Annotated in this window: 12 protein-coding genes and 1 tRNA gene; 8 read left to right on the plus strand and 5 right to left on the minus strand. The window is 65.3% G+C overall.

What is annotated here, in order from left to right; genetic code table 11:
- Positions 1 to 258: 258 nt before the first annotated feature.
- Positions 259 to 1443, minus strand: a complete 1185-nt coding sequence (locus A4249_RS12245; protein ID WP_197458385.1) for a class I SAM-dependent methyltransferase — start codon at positions 1441 to 1443, stop codon at positions 259 to 261.
- 273 nt (positions 1444 to 1716) lie between these two features.
- Positions 1717 to 1792, minus strand: a tRNA-Ala gene (locus A4249_RS12250).
- A gap of 163 nt (positions 1793 to 1955) precedes the next feature.
- Here A4249_RS12250 and A4249_RS12255 point away from each other — a divergent pair.
- From A4249_RS12255 to A4249_RS12280, 6 genes are all read left to right on the plus strand, one after another.
- On the plus strand, positions 1956 to 2261 hold the full coding sequence (locus A4249_RS12255; RefSeq protein ID WP_017504977.1) for a YggT family protein: 306 nt from the start codon (positions 1956 to 1958) through the stop codon (positions 2259 to 2261).
- Between the two features lie 104 nt (positions 2262 to 2365).
- Positions 2366 to 3247 carry a 3-hydroxybutyryl-CoA dehydrogenase gene (locus A4249_RS12260; RefSeq protein ID WP_045809911.1) on the plus strand — a complete coding sequence of 294 codons (882 nt, stop codon included), beginning with the start codon at positions 2366 to 2368 and terminating at the stop codon, positions 3245 to 3247.
- Positions 3244 to 3801 carry a phthalate transporter gene (locus A4249_RS12265; RefSeq protein WP_066552963.1) on the plus strand — a complete coding sequence of 186 codons (558 nt, stop codon included), beginning with the start codon at positions 3244 to 3246 and terminating at the stop codon, positions 3799 to 3801. Before A4249_RS12260 ends, A4249_RS12265 begins: the two co-directional genes overlap by 4 nt.
- Positions 3802 to 3858: 57 nt before the next feature.
- Positions 3859 to 5103 carry a DUF418 domain-containing protein gene (locus tag A4249_RS12270; RefSeq protein WP_066552965.1) on the plus strand — a complete coding sequence of 415 codons (1245 nt, stop codon included), beginning with the start codon at positions 3859 to 3861 and terminating at the stop codon, positions 5101 to 5103.
- 41 nt (positions 5104 to 5144) lie between these two features.
- Entirely contained in the window at positions 5145 to 7028 is a 1884-nt protein-coding gene (gene cobT / locus A4249_RS12275) for a cobaltochelatase subunit CobT (RefSeq protein ID WP_066552974.1), read from the plus strand.
- Positions 7025 to 7999: an esterase-like activity of phytase family protein gene (locus A4249_RS12280; RefSeq protein WP_066552977.1), complete on the plus strand. Its 975-nt coding sequence runs from the start codon at positions 7025 to 7027 to the stop codon at positions 7997 to 7999. Before cobT ends, A4249_RS12280 begins: the two co-directional genes overlap by 4 nt.
- 3 nt (positions 8000 to 8002) lie before the next feature.
- Here the strand turns inward: A4249_RS12280 and A4249_RS12285 are convergent, their stop codons facing one another.
- Genes A4249_RS12285 through otsB form a run of 3 tightly spaced genes read right to left on the minus strand, consistent with a single transcriptional unit; the run spans position 8003 to position 12005 of the window.
- The gene (locus tag A4249_RS12285; protein WP_066552980.1) at positions 8003 to 9415 is read right to left on the minus strand and encodes an alpha,alpha-trehalose-phosphate synthase (UDP-forming); all 1413 of its coding nucleotides are present in this window, start codon (positions 9413 to 9415) and stop codon (positions 8003 to 8005) included.
- Between the two features lie 42 nt (positions 9416 to 9457).
- The gene (locus A4249_RS12290) at positions 9458 to 11242 is read right to left on the minus strand and encodes a glycoside hydrolase family 15 protein (protein ID WP_066552982.1); all 1785 of its coding nucleotides are present in this window, start codon (positions 11240 to 11242) and stop codon (positions 9458 to 9460) included.
- Between the two features lie 4 nt (positions 11243 to 11246).
- Positions 11247 to 12005: a trehalose-phosphatase gene (otsB, locus tag A4249_RS12295; protein ID WP_231868705.1), complete on the minus strand. Its 759-nt coding sequence runs from the start codon at positions 12003 to 12005 to the stop codon at positions 11247 to 11249.
- A gap of 168 nt (positions 12006 to 12173) precedes the next feature.
- Here otsB and A4249_RS12300 point away from each other — a divergent pair, with 168 nt between their 5' ends.
- A complete protein-coding gene (locus A4249_RS12300; RefSeq protein WP_066552996.1) occupies positions 12174 to 13166 on the plus strand; it encodes a KpsF/GutQ family sugar-phosphate isomerase in 993 nt (330 codons plus the stop codon).
- A gap of 1 nt (position 13167) precedes the next feature.
- Positions 13168 to 14451: a glycosyltransferase family 4 protein gene (locus A4249_RS12305; protein WP_066552999.1), complete on the plus strand. Its 1284-nt coding sequence runs from the start codon at positions 13168 to 13170 to the stop codon at positions 14449 to 14451.
- Positions 14452 to 14453: the final 2 nt, after the last annotated feature.

Here is a 14453-nt window from a genome sequence, read left to right on the forward strand (position 1 = left end):
ACCCGCCATCTTGCCCTGAACCCCCTGTTTCAAACTTATTCGGGGAAATAACTGAGCTACGGCTTGGCGGGTGACGCAGACGATCAAGAGCGTGGCGCTGCTGAAAGCGTGCTAGGCCATTGCCTATCAGTGCGCGGTCTGCGTGAGCAGATCGTAGAAAGCTGTGATGGCTTGTATGTTATCTACCTAATAATCGCTGGCATTCCTGCCAAAGTACAGACCGACAAGGGTGTCCAACCGACGCAGTTGCAATAGTTCTTAGCTCGCCAACAGCCGCAATCTCCGATTACCCTCGTCGAAGGCCAGCAGTAATGCTGAGATGCGATCTAGCTGATTCAGACGCAAAACTTCGCGGCTAACTTCGGGTCGGGGCTTTTCGAGGCTTAAGAAAAATTCGAACTCATCCTCAGTTGTGGGATGAAAATCTTTGATCATAAAATCGAACAGACGGAGGTCGCAAAGACCTCGCAAGAGTAGAAGGAATGCGCGTGGCGTGAAGGCCCAGCAGTGGCTGTCATAATAGTCGCCAGAAAGCGACCTAACAGCCTGATCGTAAGCCAACTGACTTGCAATCTCACCTGAGAATGATGGCGTGGAAGCCAAATCTACATCTCGCCGCCACGGCTCGCCCGGATCAACTGCCTTACCATAATAGCAGCTGTCGAAAATCTGGCGTGGGCTTGGCCGCGAATAACTCAGCAAGTCAGCCTCAATCAGTTCACCGAGGCTGCTCGGCGGACAGGCAATGTCGAATGTGAACCGCTGATCTGGAATGGCGAGGTTAAACACGCCACCAGGTCTAACGACCTCCGCAATGCCGCGAAACCACCCAATAGGATTCGGGACATGCTCAATGACGTGGCTTGCGATCACGTAGTCGAACCGCTGATCCCCCACGATCGGTTTCAATGGGCCAGAGCCAGCCCATACGTAATCAATAGCCACAAGGCTGTTGACGCCATGATATTCAGAAGCGGCGAGCCTTCCCGCCAGCCCCTTCTCTTTCGCCATCCTCGAAGCAGCGAGAGGCGACAGCTTTGGGAACTTCTTCTCGGCATTGGCGGGTAACCAGAGCAGCACATCGAGAAGCTCGCGCGATGCCTCACGGTCGATGGAGCGGATCGTGCGGTTTTCGCCCCAAAGCCCGACCGTCAACTCGATGAGGTTCAGATAGTGGAGGTCCGTCTTACGAGTGCGCTGTTTCGCGGGATCGGTTCGAAACAGTTCGAACGCTTGTCGAAGCGTCTTATCCGCTGGCAACGCCGGGGGCGTCGGCGTGAACTTCGGACGCTCGGGTGCAGTCGGGTTAGTAGGCTGAATGCCGTGGGCTTCGATTTCTTGCCGTTGCTGCTCGAACTCTGCCGCGACGATCCGAGCCTCACGAATAGCATCCGCTCGATAGCCGGTCCCAAGAGACTTCACGACGTGGGTCTTGCCGATCACCCCAGCCAATGAGCGCGGAACACGAAGTCGAAGGTAGTAGGTCGATCCTCGAACGATCAGGCCAGACGATTGCCGACGACGAGCATCAGTTGACCGAGGAGACGGTTGAGGTGGCCGTTTGGACGGCGTGTGCGACGAGGTGGTGCTACAGTCTCGCGACGGTGAACTGACTGTTTGAGAACGCTTTTTCAACGGCCTCTTAGAAGCCGTGTGTAGCAGCGTGGTGTCAGATTTATCGCCTGTTTCCGACCAACCCCTTGAAATAACAGGGATTGGTGGAGCCGAGGGGAGTCGAACCCCTGACCTCGTCATTGCGAACGACGCGCTCTACCAACTGAGCTACGGCCCCGTTTCCAGCGTGGGATCGGGTTTCACAGGCGTGGCGGACATAGAAGGCGGGCGGGCGTGGTGTCAACGGGCTTGTGCGCGCAAAGCGCGCAGGTCGGATACGGCCGTTGTCGGAGCAGGGGCGAACAGGCTAGAAGCGCCGATCCAAGCAGGAGTTACCGTTCATGGGCTATGCGCTCGTCTGGTTGATCAACACCATCATCAGTCTGATGATCTGGTTCATCATCGCCCAGGCCATTCTGAGCTGGTTGGTGGCGTTCGACGTCGTCAACTATCGCAACCGCTTCGTCTATTCGGTCGGGACCTTCCTGGACCGGGTCACCGCGCCCCTGCTGGAGCCGTTCCGCCGCATCATTCCGAACCTTGGCGGCATCGACATCTCGCCCATCGTGGTGATCCTGCTGCTGCAGTTCATCAGCGTGCTGTTCAACCGCACGGCGGCGCCGGCCCTGATCCAGTTGCTCGGCTGAGGCGACACGGCGGGCGGAAATCTGATGCGAGAGGGTTGATCCGCTCTTGCGCCGCGCGCCTTCCTTTCTAAAGGTGCCCGCCCGACCACTTTCGACCACGGTTCATGACCACGATCACCACAGTCGCCATTCTGGGCGCCGGACAGATGGGCGCAGGCATCGCGCAGGCGGTCGCGCTCGGGGGCTATTCGGTTCGCCTTTATGACGTCGTCGCCGACCGGTTGCCGATGGCGCAGGGCGAGATCGCGGCCAGCCTGGCGCGTCACGTCGGCCGCGGCCTGGTCGATCAGGCCGCCGCCGATGCGGCCCTGACCCGCATCACGACCAGCGACGGAATGGCCGAGGCCGTCGCCGGCGCCGATCTGGTCATCGAGGCGGCGCTGGAAGACGAGGCCGTCAAGAAGGCCATCTATGCCGAGGTCGTGCCGCACCTGGGGCCGCAGACCCTGTTGGCGTCCAACACCTCGTCGATCTCGATCACGCGCCTTGCGTCTTCGACAGACCGGCCGGACCGGTTTGTTGGCCTGCACTTCATGAAGCCGGCGCCGGTGATGAAGCTGGTTGAGATCATCCGCGGCATCGCCACCTCGGCCGAGACCCATTCCGCCGCCGTCGCCTTCGCCGAGAGCCTGGGCAAGACGACTACGGACGCCGAGGATTTTCCCGCCTTCATCGTCAACCGTATCCTGGTGCCGATGATGAACGAGGCGATCTTCGCCCTGTACGAAGGCGTCGGCAACGTCGCCTCGATCGACAAGGCGCTGCGCCTGGGCGCCAATCATCCGATGGGCCCGCTGGAGCTGGCCGATTTCATGGGTCTGGACGTCGTCCTGGCCATCATGAACGTGCTGTATGACGGCCTGGCCGACAGCAAATACCGCCCTTGCCCCCTGCTGGTGAAATATGTCGAGGCCGGCTGGCTGGGCAGGAAGAGCGGCCGCGGCTTCTATGACTATTCCGGCGCTGCGCCGGCGCCGACGCGATGAGCCGGTTCGAGAGCTATTCCGACCTGCCCGGTCAGGCGACCATCGCTGCGCGGCCTGGGCGGAAGCCTCGGATTCTGGCCTGCCTGGCCGGCGCGGCCTGGCCCCCCCTTTGGTTGACCCTGCCCTTCTGGCGGCCGCACGCCTATCTGCCGGGTCGCGACATGGACTGGCGGCTGGTGGTGATGCTGATCGGCCTGATCACCGTGCCGCTGGCGCTGTATCGCGTGCTGAACGAGCGCAAGCTCGACGGGCGACCCGGCACACGACTGGGCGTCGTCTGGCGCTTCATGATGTACGGCGGCCTGGCGGCGGCCCTGGTCCAGATCGTCGTCGCCCTGGCCATGAGCGTGATGGGCTGGTTCGAGGCCGGCGATGTGATGCAGGCCCTGGGTGCGACCGAGACCACCCTGCTGATCTTCGGCGTCGGCGGCCTGCCCATCGCCATGATCGTGGGCGTAAGCTACGCCCTGTGGGCCGGGTTGTGCGCCGCCTTCATCGCCTTCGAGGCTCGACCGGCGGTCAAGGACAGACTGGGCCTGATGCCCAAAAGCTGAGAAGCAGGGTTGGCATTCGCGCCTGACGCCTGAGTTCGAGGATTGGGGGATCCGAGAATGACCATTGACGACACGGACAAGGATGCGGCGGAGATCCTGTCGCCTGTAGCGGCGACCTCGCGCATCGCCAGCCTGGACGTCATGCGGGGCCTAGCGGTGCTGGGCATCCTGGCGGTCAATGTCGTCTCGTTCGGCCTGCCGGTCATGGTCTATCAGGATGCGAGCCTGAGCCCGTTTCCAGTCACCGGCGCGAACGCCGTGGCGCGCTGGACGATGGACGTCTTCTTCCATCAGAAGTTCATCACCCTGTTTTCGATGCTGTTCGGGGCCTCGATCTATCTGGTCGGGGGCGAGCGGGACGATGCGGCGCGTGGCAAACTGCTGCGGCGCCGCCTGTTCTGGCTGGCCGTCATCGCCCTGATCCACGGCCTGGCCTTCTGGTATGGCGACGTGCTGCTGCTCTACGCCTGGTCCGGCCTGTTCGTGATGCTGATGCGGTCGATGCGGGCCGGAACGCTGATCGGGATCGGCCTGGGCGTGACCCTGTTGCTGGGCGCGATGCAGGCGGGCGCGACCTGGCTGATGGTCGCCGGGCCGCCGGCGATCACCGAGGCGATGAACCAGGGCGGGCCGCATTACACCGCCGGCATGGTGACGGAGTCGATCGCCGCCTATCGCAGCGGCTGGACCGGGGCGATGGGCCAGAACCTGCAGAACTGGCTGCTGCTGCAGGGCGCCAGCCTGACCATGTTCGTCTTCTCGACCGTGGCCCTGATGATGCTGGGTCTGGGCCTGTTCAAGGCCGGCGTATTCAGCGGCCGGGCGCCCAACGGGGTCTATGTCGCCTTGATCGCTGTCGGCGGCGCCGTACTGGCCCTGCTGGGCGTGCTGGAGTGGCGCGAGGCCATGGCCCCGGCCGGAACCCACCCGACGCGCGGCCTTGCGGAGGTCGTCGCCTCCTTCCCCGTCTTCGTCACCTTGGCCTATGTCAGCCTGATCGTGCTGGCGACGACCCGGGGGCTGGCGTGGATCACGGCGGCGCTGCGGCCGGTGGGACAGATGGCCTTCACCAACTATCTGACCCAGACCCTGATCATGACGTCGATCTTCTACATGCCGTGGGGGCCGCGCCTGTTCGGACGGGCCGACTATGTGCAGATGTGGGGCCTGGTCGTGGCGGTCTGGGCGCTGCAACTGATCTGGTCGCCACTGTGGTTGTCGCGGTTCAGCATGGGGCCGCTGGAGTGGGTTTGGCGCTGTCTGACCTACGGCCGTCGGGTGCCGATTTCAAAAGGCGGCTGACGGCGCTTTTATCGCAGGCGCGAAGCGATTAACTGAGGGCCATGGCCGCCCCGGATACTCCCGCCGAAACCTTCAAGCGCGCGCTGGGTCATGCCGCGCGGGCGCTGGCCGAGCAGCCCGAGCTTGAGGTTGTGTTCGGGTCCGACGGGCCCAAACTGTCGAACGGCGTCCTGACTCTGCCCCATCCGCCGCGCGATCCGTCCGGGCCCGAGAGCGCGTCCTTGCGCGGCCAGGCCGACCGGCTGGCGCTGCGTCTAGCCAATCACGATGCGGCGGTGAACAGCCGGATGCGGCCAGCGGACGCCAAGGCGGCTGAGGTGTTCGATGCGGTCGAACAGGCGCGCGTTGAGGCCTTCGGTTCTGAACATCTTGCCGGAGTGCGCGACAATCTGGGCGCCGCCCTGATCACGCGACTGGAAAAGACCGGCGCCCTGCGGATCAGCGACGCCGACCGCGTGCCCGTGTCCGAGGCCGTGGCCCTGCTGGTGCGCGAGCGGCTGACCGGGCGCCCCGCCCCCGACGGCGCCCGGGCCATGCTGGATCTGGTGCGCGCCAACATCGAGGCCAAGGCGGGCGCCAAGCTGGACGCCCTGGCCGGAACGGCGGGCGATCAGGAAGGCTTTGCACTGAAGATGCGCGAGGTGCTGCGCGCGCTGGACCTCGATCCCGGCGACGGGCGCGGCGAAGATACGTCCGAAGATCCCGGCGACGAGGAGCCCGATCCTCAGGACCCTGCGGCCGACGACGATCAGGACGAGCAGGAAGAGCAGGACGGCGGCGAAGGCTCCCAGTCGATGGAGGGCGACGCCGACGATCAGTCTTCCGAGCAAGAGCGCGAAAGTCGCCCCGAAGGCGCGCCGGCCGATCCCGACGGCGAAGGCGCCGACGATGGCCCGGAACTTCAGGAAGGCCAGCAGCCGAACCGTCAGCAGACGGCCGACGACGGTCGCGCGGTCGATTTCTACCGCGTCTTCACCACCGCCTTCGACGAGGTGGTGGACGCCGCCGACCTGTGCGACCCGGTCGAGCTGGACCGGCTGCGCGCCCTGCTGGACGGCCAGCTGGCCATCCTGTCCAGCGTCGTGTCGCGCCTGGCCAACAAGCTGCAACGGCGCCTGCTGGCGCAGCAGAACCGCTCCTGGGTCTTCGATCTGGAAGAGGGAATGCTGGACACGGCGCGGCTGACCCGGATCGTCACCGACCCGACCGCCCCCCTGTCGTTCAAGGCCGAGAGCGAAAGCGCGTTCCGCGATACGGTCGTGACCCTGCTGCTGGACAACTCCGGCTCGATGCGCGGGCGGCCGATCATGGTGGCGGCGGTCTGCGCCGACATCCTGGCGCGAACGCTGGAACGTTGTGGGGTGAAGGTCGAAATTCTGGGCTTCACCACCCGCGCCTGGAAGGGCGGACAAAGTCGCGAGGCCTGGATCACCGCCGGCAAGCCGCAAAATCCGGGCCGCCTGAACGACCTGCGCCACATCATCTACAAGGCCGCCGACGCGCCTTGGCGCCGGGCCAAGAAGAACCTGGGCCTGATGATGCGCGAAGGTCTTCTGAAGGAAAACATCGACGGCGAGGCCCTGCAATGGGCCCACGGTCGCCTGCTGGCCCGCACCGAACAGCGCCGCATCCTGATGGTCATTTCCGACGGTTCGCCGGTCGACGATTCGACCCAGTCGGCGAATGCGGCCCTCTATCTGGACAAGCACCTGCGCCAGGTGATCGCAGAGATCGAGGATCGCTCGCCGGTCGAACTGCTGGCGATCGGCATCGGCCACGACGTGACCCGCTGGTATCGCAAGGCCCTGACCATCGTGGACGTGGAGCAGTTGGCGGGCGCCATGACCGAGAAGCTGGCCGAATTGTTCGAGAACGAGGGGGCGGCGGGTCCCACCCGTCGCGCCAAGCGAAGGCTGGCGGCATGAGCCGTTTCGGCCGGCTGGCCAGTGTCTGGATCGCCCTGTCGCTGTCGGCCTGCGCCGCCTCGCTGGGTGCGCCGCGTCCCTATCCGTTGTCGTCGGACGGCTGGACGCCCCAGGTCGCGGAACTGCGAAGCGTCAGTCTGGGCTTGCCCGGCGGCACGCAGTTGGCTGACGGCGTGACGTTCGCCGGCGGCCTGCAGATCAGCGCCGCCTCGACCTCCCCGCTGCACAGCCTGTCGGACCTGAAACTGACCGGCGACGGCGGTTTCGTCACGGTGTCAGACACCGGTGATCTGGTGCGCGGCGACATTCGCCTGGATGCCGGGGGGCGGCTGGCTGGCCTGGATCACTTCCGCTCGCGCCGGCTGACGCTTCAAGACGGCGCCGCGATTTCTGACAAGTCGGACGGCGACGCCGAGGGCCTGACCATCACCCCCTCCGGCGATCTGCTGGTCAGTTTCGAGCGGCGTCACCGGATCTGGAACTACGGCCCCCCGTCGGCGCTGAAGACTCAGCCGTCGCCGGTGCGGTCGCCAGACTTCGCCTTCACCGAGAACGACGGGATGGAGGGGTTGGCCATTGCGCCGGGCGGCTGGCGCGTCTCTGGCGAGGCGGGCGGCGTCTGGGACTGCGCAGCGGCGAGATGCACGGTCGTCAGCGCGCCGCCTGCAACCCCCATCCCCGACAGCGAATACCGCATCACCGGCCTGGATCGCGATCCGTCCGGCGCCGGATGGTTCGTGGTCCAGCGCCTGTACCGGGCGCCCATCGACATGCGCGCGCGCGTGCGCCGCATGACCCCTGACGGAACGCTGGGGCCGGTGCTGATCGAGCTGAAACTGCCCGGCACGACCGACAATTTCGAGGGTATCGCCGCAGAGATGCGAAACGGCAGGACCCGGCTCTACATCCTGTCCGACGACAACTTCAATCCGGCCCAGCGCACCCTGATGCTGGCCTTCGACCTCCACTAGGCGTCAGGCCGCGCCGGCCCACTGCGTCGGTTGCGAGGTCGATTCATCGGCTTGCAGGGCGCGCACGAAATCATCGCGCCAGATGCCGACATCGGTCGCGCGAACCACATCCATCAGGGCTTCCCATTTCCGGATACGCTCGGCCAGCGGCATGGTCAGCGCCTTCTGGATGGCGTCCGACAGCTCTTCGCGACTGTAGGGATTGACCAGCAGCGCCTCACCCATCTGTTCGGCCGCGCCGGCGAAGCGCGACAGGATCAGCACGCCGGGATCGTCCGGGTTCTGGGCGCAGACATATTCCTTGGCCACCAGATTCATGCCGTCACGCAACGGCGTCACCAGCCCCACCCGCGCCGCGCGGTAGATGCCCGCCAGTTGATCCCGGCGATAGGTGCGGTTCAGATAACGGATCGGCTGCCAGTCCATGTCGGCAAAGGCGCCGTTGATCCGTCCCGCCAGGGCGTCCAGCCGCGAACGAATATCCTGATAGCTGTCCACGTCGTCGCGCGAGATCGGCGTGACCTGCAACAGGAAGACCTCGCCCCGCATTGACGCGTTGTCGTGCAGGAACTGCTCGTAACCCAGCAGCCGCTCTTCCAGCCCTTTGGAATAGTCCAGCCGGTCCACCCCCACGATCATCGAGCGGAAGGCCGACGACGCCGCCATCCGGTCATAGGTTCGCGCCCCAAGCGCCGAGTTTCGCGCCGCCAGGAAACCGTCGACATCAATGCCGATGGGGAAGACGCCGGTCTGGACCTTGCGACCGAAACACTCCAGCCCGCCGGTCCCGTCCAACTCGCCCTGGGCCTCGGACACCACATAGTCGGTGAACAGATCGCTCCATTCCTGGGTGTGGAAACCGATCAGGTCGAAGTCGAACATCGATTCCACCAGCCGCCGGTGATGCGGCAGGGTCACCAGCAACTGTCGCGCCGGCCACGGCGTATGCAGGAAGAAGCCGATCCGGTTGCGCACGCCCAGGCGGCGCAGATCCCGCGCCATCGGGATCATGTGATAATCGTGAATCCAGATCATGTCGTCGGACTGGATCAACGGCGCCAGCGCCTCGGCGAAACGCCGGTTCACCCGCTCATAGCCCTCGCCATAGGACCGCTCATACTGGGCCAGGTCGATGCGGTGGTGGAAAAGCGGCCACAGCGTCTTGTTGGCGTAGCCGTTGTAGTATTCATCGACGTCCTGCCCCTCCAGATCGACGAGCCCCACAGTGACGCCGGCCCGGTCTTCGATCTTCACCTCGCCGGTGTAGTGGTCCACCCGCTCGCCGGACCAGCCGAACCACAGGCCGTCGTATTTTCTAAGGGCGGCGGACAGGGCCATCGCCAGACCGCCGGCGGACCCGGCGGCGGGGTCGGTCGGGGCCGAAACCCGGTTCGAAACAACGATCAGGCGGCTCATGACTTCACTTCACACGGCGACCCCAGCCCCGGGGTCCAGACATTAACGCACATCGGTCCACGAACGGCTCAACAGCACGGCGCAATTGATGATGCCGACCAAGGAATAGGTCTGCGGATAGTTGCCCCACAGCTCGCCATCGTCGATGGAGATGTCCTCACTCAACAACCCTGCAGCCGTCCGCCGGCTCAGCATCTCCTGGAAGATGGTGCGGGCTTCCTCGATGCGGCCGTTCTGGTGCAGGGCTTCGATGAACCAGAAGGTGCAGAAGTTGAAGGCGGTCTCCGGCTCGCCGAAGTCGTCCGGCTCCACATAGCGGAACAGGTGGCTGCCCTTCTTCAGATCGCGCTCGATGGCGTCGAAGGTGGCGACCTGACGCGGATCGTGCGCCTCCAGGAAGCCCAGATCGGTCATCTGCAGCAGAGAAGCGTCCAGCTCGCGGCCGCCGAAGCTGGCGGCGAATCGACCCTCGTCGGGCAGATAGGCCTCGGCTTCGATCCGCTGACGGATGATCTGCGCGCGCTCACGCCAGAAGGCGGCCCGATCCGGCAGGTTCAGATGTTCCGCCGCCTTGGCCAGACGATCGCAGGCGGCCCAGCACATGACGGACGAATAGGTGTGGACCCTCGCAATGGTGCGGAACTCCCACAGCCCCGCGTCGGTCTGATCGTGCATGGCGAAGGCTCGCTCGCCGATCGCCTCCAGCGCGTGGAAATCCTCCAGCGTGCCGGGACGCAGCAGCCGTGCGTCATAGAAGGCCTGAACCAGAGGCAGCACGATCTGTCCGTAGACGTCGTGTTGCAGATGTTCGTGCGCCTGATTGCCGATCCGCACCGGCTTCATGCCGCGGTAGCCCTCGACGCTGTCGATGATGCTCTCGCCGATTCCGGGCTCTAGGCCAACGCCGTAAACCGGCTGGACATGTCCGCCGGCGGAATCGTCGACCAGGTTTCTCAGATAGACGAGGTAGTTCTCGAGGATGTCGACCGCGCCCAACCGGTTCAGCGCCCGCACCGTGTAATAGGCGTCGCGGATCCAGCAGTAGCGATAGTCCCAGTTGCGCCCGCTCTCCTTGAACTCGGGCACCGAGGTCGTCATGGCGGCGACAATGGCGCCGGTCTCTTCATAGGCGCACAGCTTCAGCGTGATCGCCGCGCGGATCACTGCCTCCTGATAGTCGAGCGGCAGATAGAGTTTGCGCACCCAGTCCTGCCAATAGGCCACCGTGCGATCCAGCGCGCCCTGAACGCCGTGGCCGACATCCTGGTCGTAGCCCTCGTCTGGACCCAGGAAGAAGGCGTGCGACCGCTCCAGCCGGAACACGCGCTCCTCCAGCACATGCGACACGGGACAATCGGTCGTCAGGCGGAAGGTGACGTCGGCGCACATATAGCGGATGTGGTTGGATCCGGAGGTGTGCGGCGCCCGGCGCGCGCCCCAGTCCGTCGATGGCCGCAACCGCACACGGATGCGCGGCGTGCCCGACAGCGGCCGCACGATGCGGGCGAAAGCCAGCGGCCGATAGGTGCGCGAGTGCTTCGGATGACGCGGGGCGAAATCTATGATCTCGGCTGACGATCCGTCCTCGGCCGTCATCACCGTGCGCAGAACCGGCGTGTTGCGGACATAGGCCTGATCGATCGACTTCACATCCTCCATCTCGATGGCCCAGAAGCCATGCTCGGGCGCCATGCCATCCATCAGGGCGGAAAACACCGGGTCGCCGTCCACCCGCGGCGCGCAGGCCCAGACGAAACGCCCCTGACGGTCGATCAGGGCGCTGACGCCGCAGTTGCCGATGGGAAACAGATCCAGATTGGGCTTCATCGGTTCAGGCCTTCGCTACGGCTTCAAGCCAGGTGAGCACAGTATCCACATCGTCCAGCCGGTATCGGGCCGCCGTCTCGCGCTCGGGGCCGACCAGCACGCCGTATCCGCCCAGCGCCGACGCAGCCTCGAACCCGTATTCGTCGGTCAGGTCGTCGCCCAGCATGACCGGGACCGCACCCTTGAACGGCGCCTCCTGCATGAAGGCCGTGACGGCCGTGCCCTTATCGGCGCCGGGCGTCTTCAGCTCCAGCACCATATGACCGGGTTGGAGCGTCAGTCCCGTTTCGGACTGAAGCTCGGCCGCAATATCCTTGGCGGCGCGCGCTTCGTCCGGGGCCTGACGATAGTGCAGGCCGACAGACACGCCCTTGTCCTCGACGATCACGCCCGGCCGGTCGGCTGCGAACGCCTCGAAGGCGCCCAGCGCCTGGGCGACGCCCGCATCGGCGACCTTGCGCTCGATCGAGCCGTCCTTCAGACGCCGCTCCAGGCCATGCACGCCCGAGCCCGAAACAAGGGCATGATCGGAAATGCGGTCGATCTCGGCGAGGGTGCGGCCGCTTACGATAGCGACGCGGCCCGCAAGTCGCGCCTCGACAGCCTTCAGCGCCGCCGTACGACGGGCGGTCGGCACCACCGCATCGGGGGTCGGCGCCATAGGGGCCAACACGCCGTCCATGTCCAGGAACAGCGCGATCCCGTCGGCGACCACGGGCGGTGTCGGGAGCAATAGCGAAGCGGCTCCGGCATGAGACGGCATTGACGATCAAACTCTTTGTTTTAGTTCCCCGGTCGGCGTAACGCGCCAGAGCGGCAAAGGTTGACCAGAAACCGACAAAGTCGTCTGAAAGGGAGGCGGCGCGCGAAACGCACTCATGGCGGATCGCGCTCGTCAAAGAAGGAGAGCCCGGCTGCGGGCCAGAACACTATGACCGAGATCGCTCACTCGACCCCCGACGACATCGCCGTGATGACCGACCGCGCCCGTGAGGTCGTGCGCCTGAACATCGAAGCGCTGGAGGCGCTGGAACGCTCGATCGACGTTTCGCTGGCCCGCGCGGTGGATGTCATCATGAGCCGGCCGGGCTATGTCGTCGTCACCGGCATGGGCAAGTCGGGCCATATCGGCGGCAAGATCGCCGCCACACTGGCCTCCACCGGCACCAACGCCTTTTTCGTCCACCCGGCCGAGATGAGCCACGGCGATCTGGGGATGCTTCGTCCCGACGTGACGGTGCTGGCCATCTCCAATTCGGGCGAGAGCCGCGAGCTGCGCGATCCGCTGATCTATTGCCAGCGCAACGGCATTCCCGTGATCGCCATCACGCAGCGGCCGGCTAGCTTCCTAGGTCGAAACGCGGCTGTCTGCCTGACCATGCCGAAGGTGGCCGAGGCCTGCCCCAACGGCTTGGCGCCCACCACCTCTACCCTGATGACCCTGGCCCTGGGCGACGCCCTGGCCATGGTGCTGATGGATCGCCGCGAGTTCACGGCCATGGACTTTGGCTTGCACCACCCCGGCGGCGCCCTGGGCATGAGCTTGCAAAGCGTGCGCGAATGGATGGGCGACAATGCCGCCGTCCCGGCCAGCGTCCCGTTGAACGCCAGCTTCGGCGATGTGGTCTCGGCGATCACCGAAGGTCGAAAGGGCGCGGTGGCCGTTCTGAACGCCGATGGCGCGCTGGCTGGCATTGTCACCGACGGCGACCTGCGCCGTGCGTTCCAGCGCGACACCACCCATCTTACGGCGGCCGATATCATGGGCGCCAACCCCATCACCGTGGACCCGGATGCGCGCATGAGCGACGTCGTCGATCTGTTGACCGCCAACAAGATCGCCAATCTGTTCGTCGTCGAGGACGGCAAGCCCACGGCCATCGTCCATATCGCCGAACTGATGCAGGCCGGCTACGTCGCCTAGTATGCGCATTCTCTACGACGCCAGCCGGCTGATGAGCCGGGCCGAACGGTCAGCGCCGACAGGCGTGGACCGGGTGTGTCTGGCCTATGCCGAATGGCTGCTGGCCTCGCCCGATATCACGACCATCCCGGTGCGTGGCCGCAAGAACCGGCTGGTCGCGGTCGAGATCGGCTGGTTCCGGCGGTTCGTGGCCGACCTGCGCGCCAAGTGGAACGGCGCCGCCAGCTCGGCGGCCGATTTGGCGCACGAACAGCGGCTGATCGCCGCCCTGACAGCGGAACGACGGCCGACCGCCTCGGTGCTGTGCCCTGCGCCCCCCCCCGAGAAGGAGAAGCCCGCCGACAAGACGCGGGTGTTCAAACAGTTCTTCCGTTCACGCCACGTCGCCCCGCTCCCGCAGGCCAACCTGTATCTGACCGTCGGCCACACCACCCTGCATGAGCCGACGGCGTTGGAAGAATTGAAGGCCGCCGGGATCGAACGCGTCGTGCTGTTGCACGATCTGATCCCCGTCACCCACCCTGAGTTCTGCCGACCCGGCGATGGCGACAAACACCATGCGCGGGTCTCCAACACCCTGCGCCTGGCCAGCCGGATCATCGTCAACTCCGCCTACACGGGCGATGAACTCCGCGCCTTCGCCGAGCGCGAGGGCCTGCCTCTGCCGCCGGTCCACGTCGCCCACCTCGGGCTCGAGCCGGCCTTCGTCGCCGGCGACGCGATTGAGGCGCCGCGTCCCTATTTCGTCCACGTCGGCACGATCGAGGCGCGCAAGAATCTGGCTCTGCTGCTGACCCTATGGCGGCGACTGGAAGAACGGATGGGCGATCAGACGCCGTGCCTGGTGCTGGTCGGTCGCTATGGCTGGGAGAATGAGGCGGTGCTGGATCATCTGCAGCGCTCGCCCAATCTGCAAGGGGTCGTCCACCAGGCCTCCAACCTGTCCGACGCCATGTTGGCGCGGCTGATGCGCGGGGCCCGCGCCATACTCGCCCCCTCGTCCGTCGAAGGCTTCGACCTGCCCGCCGTAGAGGCGTGCGCCATGGGCCTGTCGCTGATCGCCTCCGACATCCCGCCGCACCGCGAATTGACGCCGAACGCCGAACTGATCGATCCGCTCGATGGCCTCGGCTGGCTGGCCGCCATCGAGCGGACGACCAAGGCGGCGCCGATACCGCCCCCCTCCTACCAGGCGCCGTCTTGGACAGAGCATTTCCGCATCGTCGCCGACGCCATCGGCCTTCAGCCCGTTTCGCCACTGGCGAGCGCGCCCAAAGGCTTGTAATC

Origin of the sequence: Brevundimonas sp. GW460-12-10-14-LB2, assembly GCF_001636925.1 — a bacterium.
GTDB classification, from domain to species: Bacteria; Pseudomonadota; Alphaproteobacteria; order Caulobacterales; family Caulobacteraceae; genus Brevundimonas; species Brevundimonas vesicularis.

What these genes read in the sequence shown, in the direction of transcription:
- A4249_RS12255 (WP_017504977.1), top strand. Translation starts at nt 1,956, where the DNA reads ATGGGCTATGCGCTCGTCTGGTTGATCAACACCATCATCAGTCTGATG.
- A4249_RS12270 (WP_066552965.1), top strand. Translation starts at nt 3,859, where the DNA reads ATGACCATTGACGACACGGACAAGGATGCGGCGGAGATCCTGTCGCCT.
- A4249_RS12300 (WP_066552996.1), top strand. Translation starts at nt 12,174, where the DNA reads ATGACCGAGATCGCTCACTCGACCCCCGACGACATCGCCGTGATGACC.
- A4249_RS12265 (WP_066552963.1), top strand. Translation starts at nt 3,244, where the DNA reads ATGAGCCGGTTCGAGAGCTATTCCGACCTGCCCGGTCAGGCGACCATC.
- A4249_RS12305 (WP_066552999.1), top strand. Translation starts at nt 13,168, where the DNA reads ATGCGCATTCTCTACGACGCCAGCCGGCTGATGAGCCGGGCCGAACGG.
- A4249_RS12285 (WP_066552980.1), bottom strand. Translation starts at nt 9,415, where the DNA reads ATGAGCCGCCTGATCGTTGTTTCGAACCGGGTTTCGGCCCCGACCGAC.
- A4249_RS12280 (WP_066552977.1), top strand. Translation starts at nt 7,025, where the DNA reads ATGAGCCGTTTCGGCCGGCTGGCCAGTGTCTGGATCGCCCTGTCGCTG.
- A4249_RS12260 (WP_045809911.1), top strand. Translation starts at nt 2,366, where the DNA reads ATGACCACGATCACCACAGTCGCCATTCTGGGCGCCGGACAGATGGGC.
- A4249_RS12290 (WP_066552982.1), bottom strand. Translation starts at nt 11,242, where the DNA reads ATGAAGCCCAATCTGGATCTGTTTCCCATCGGCAACTGCGGCGTCAGC.
- otsB (WP_231868705.1), bottom strand. Translation starts at nt 12,005, where the DNA reads ATGCCGTCTCATGCCGGAGCCGCTTCGCTATTGCTCCCGACACCGCCC.
- cobT (WP_066552974.1), top strand. Translation starts at nt 5,145, where the DNA reads ATGGCCGCCCCGGATACTCCCGCCGAAACCTTCAAGCGCGCGCTGGGT.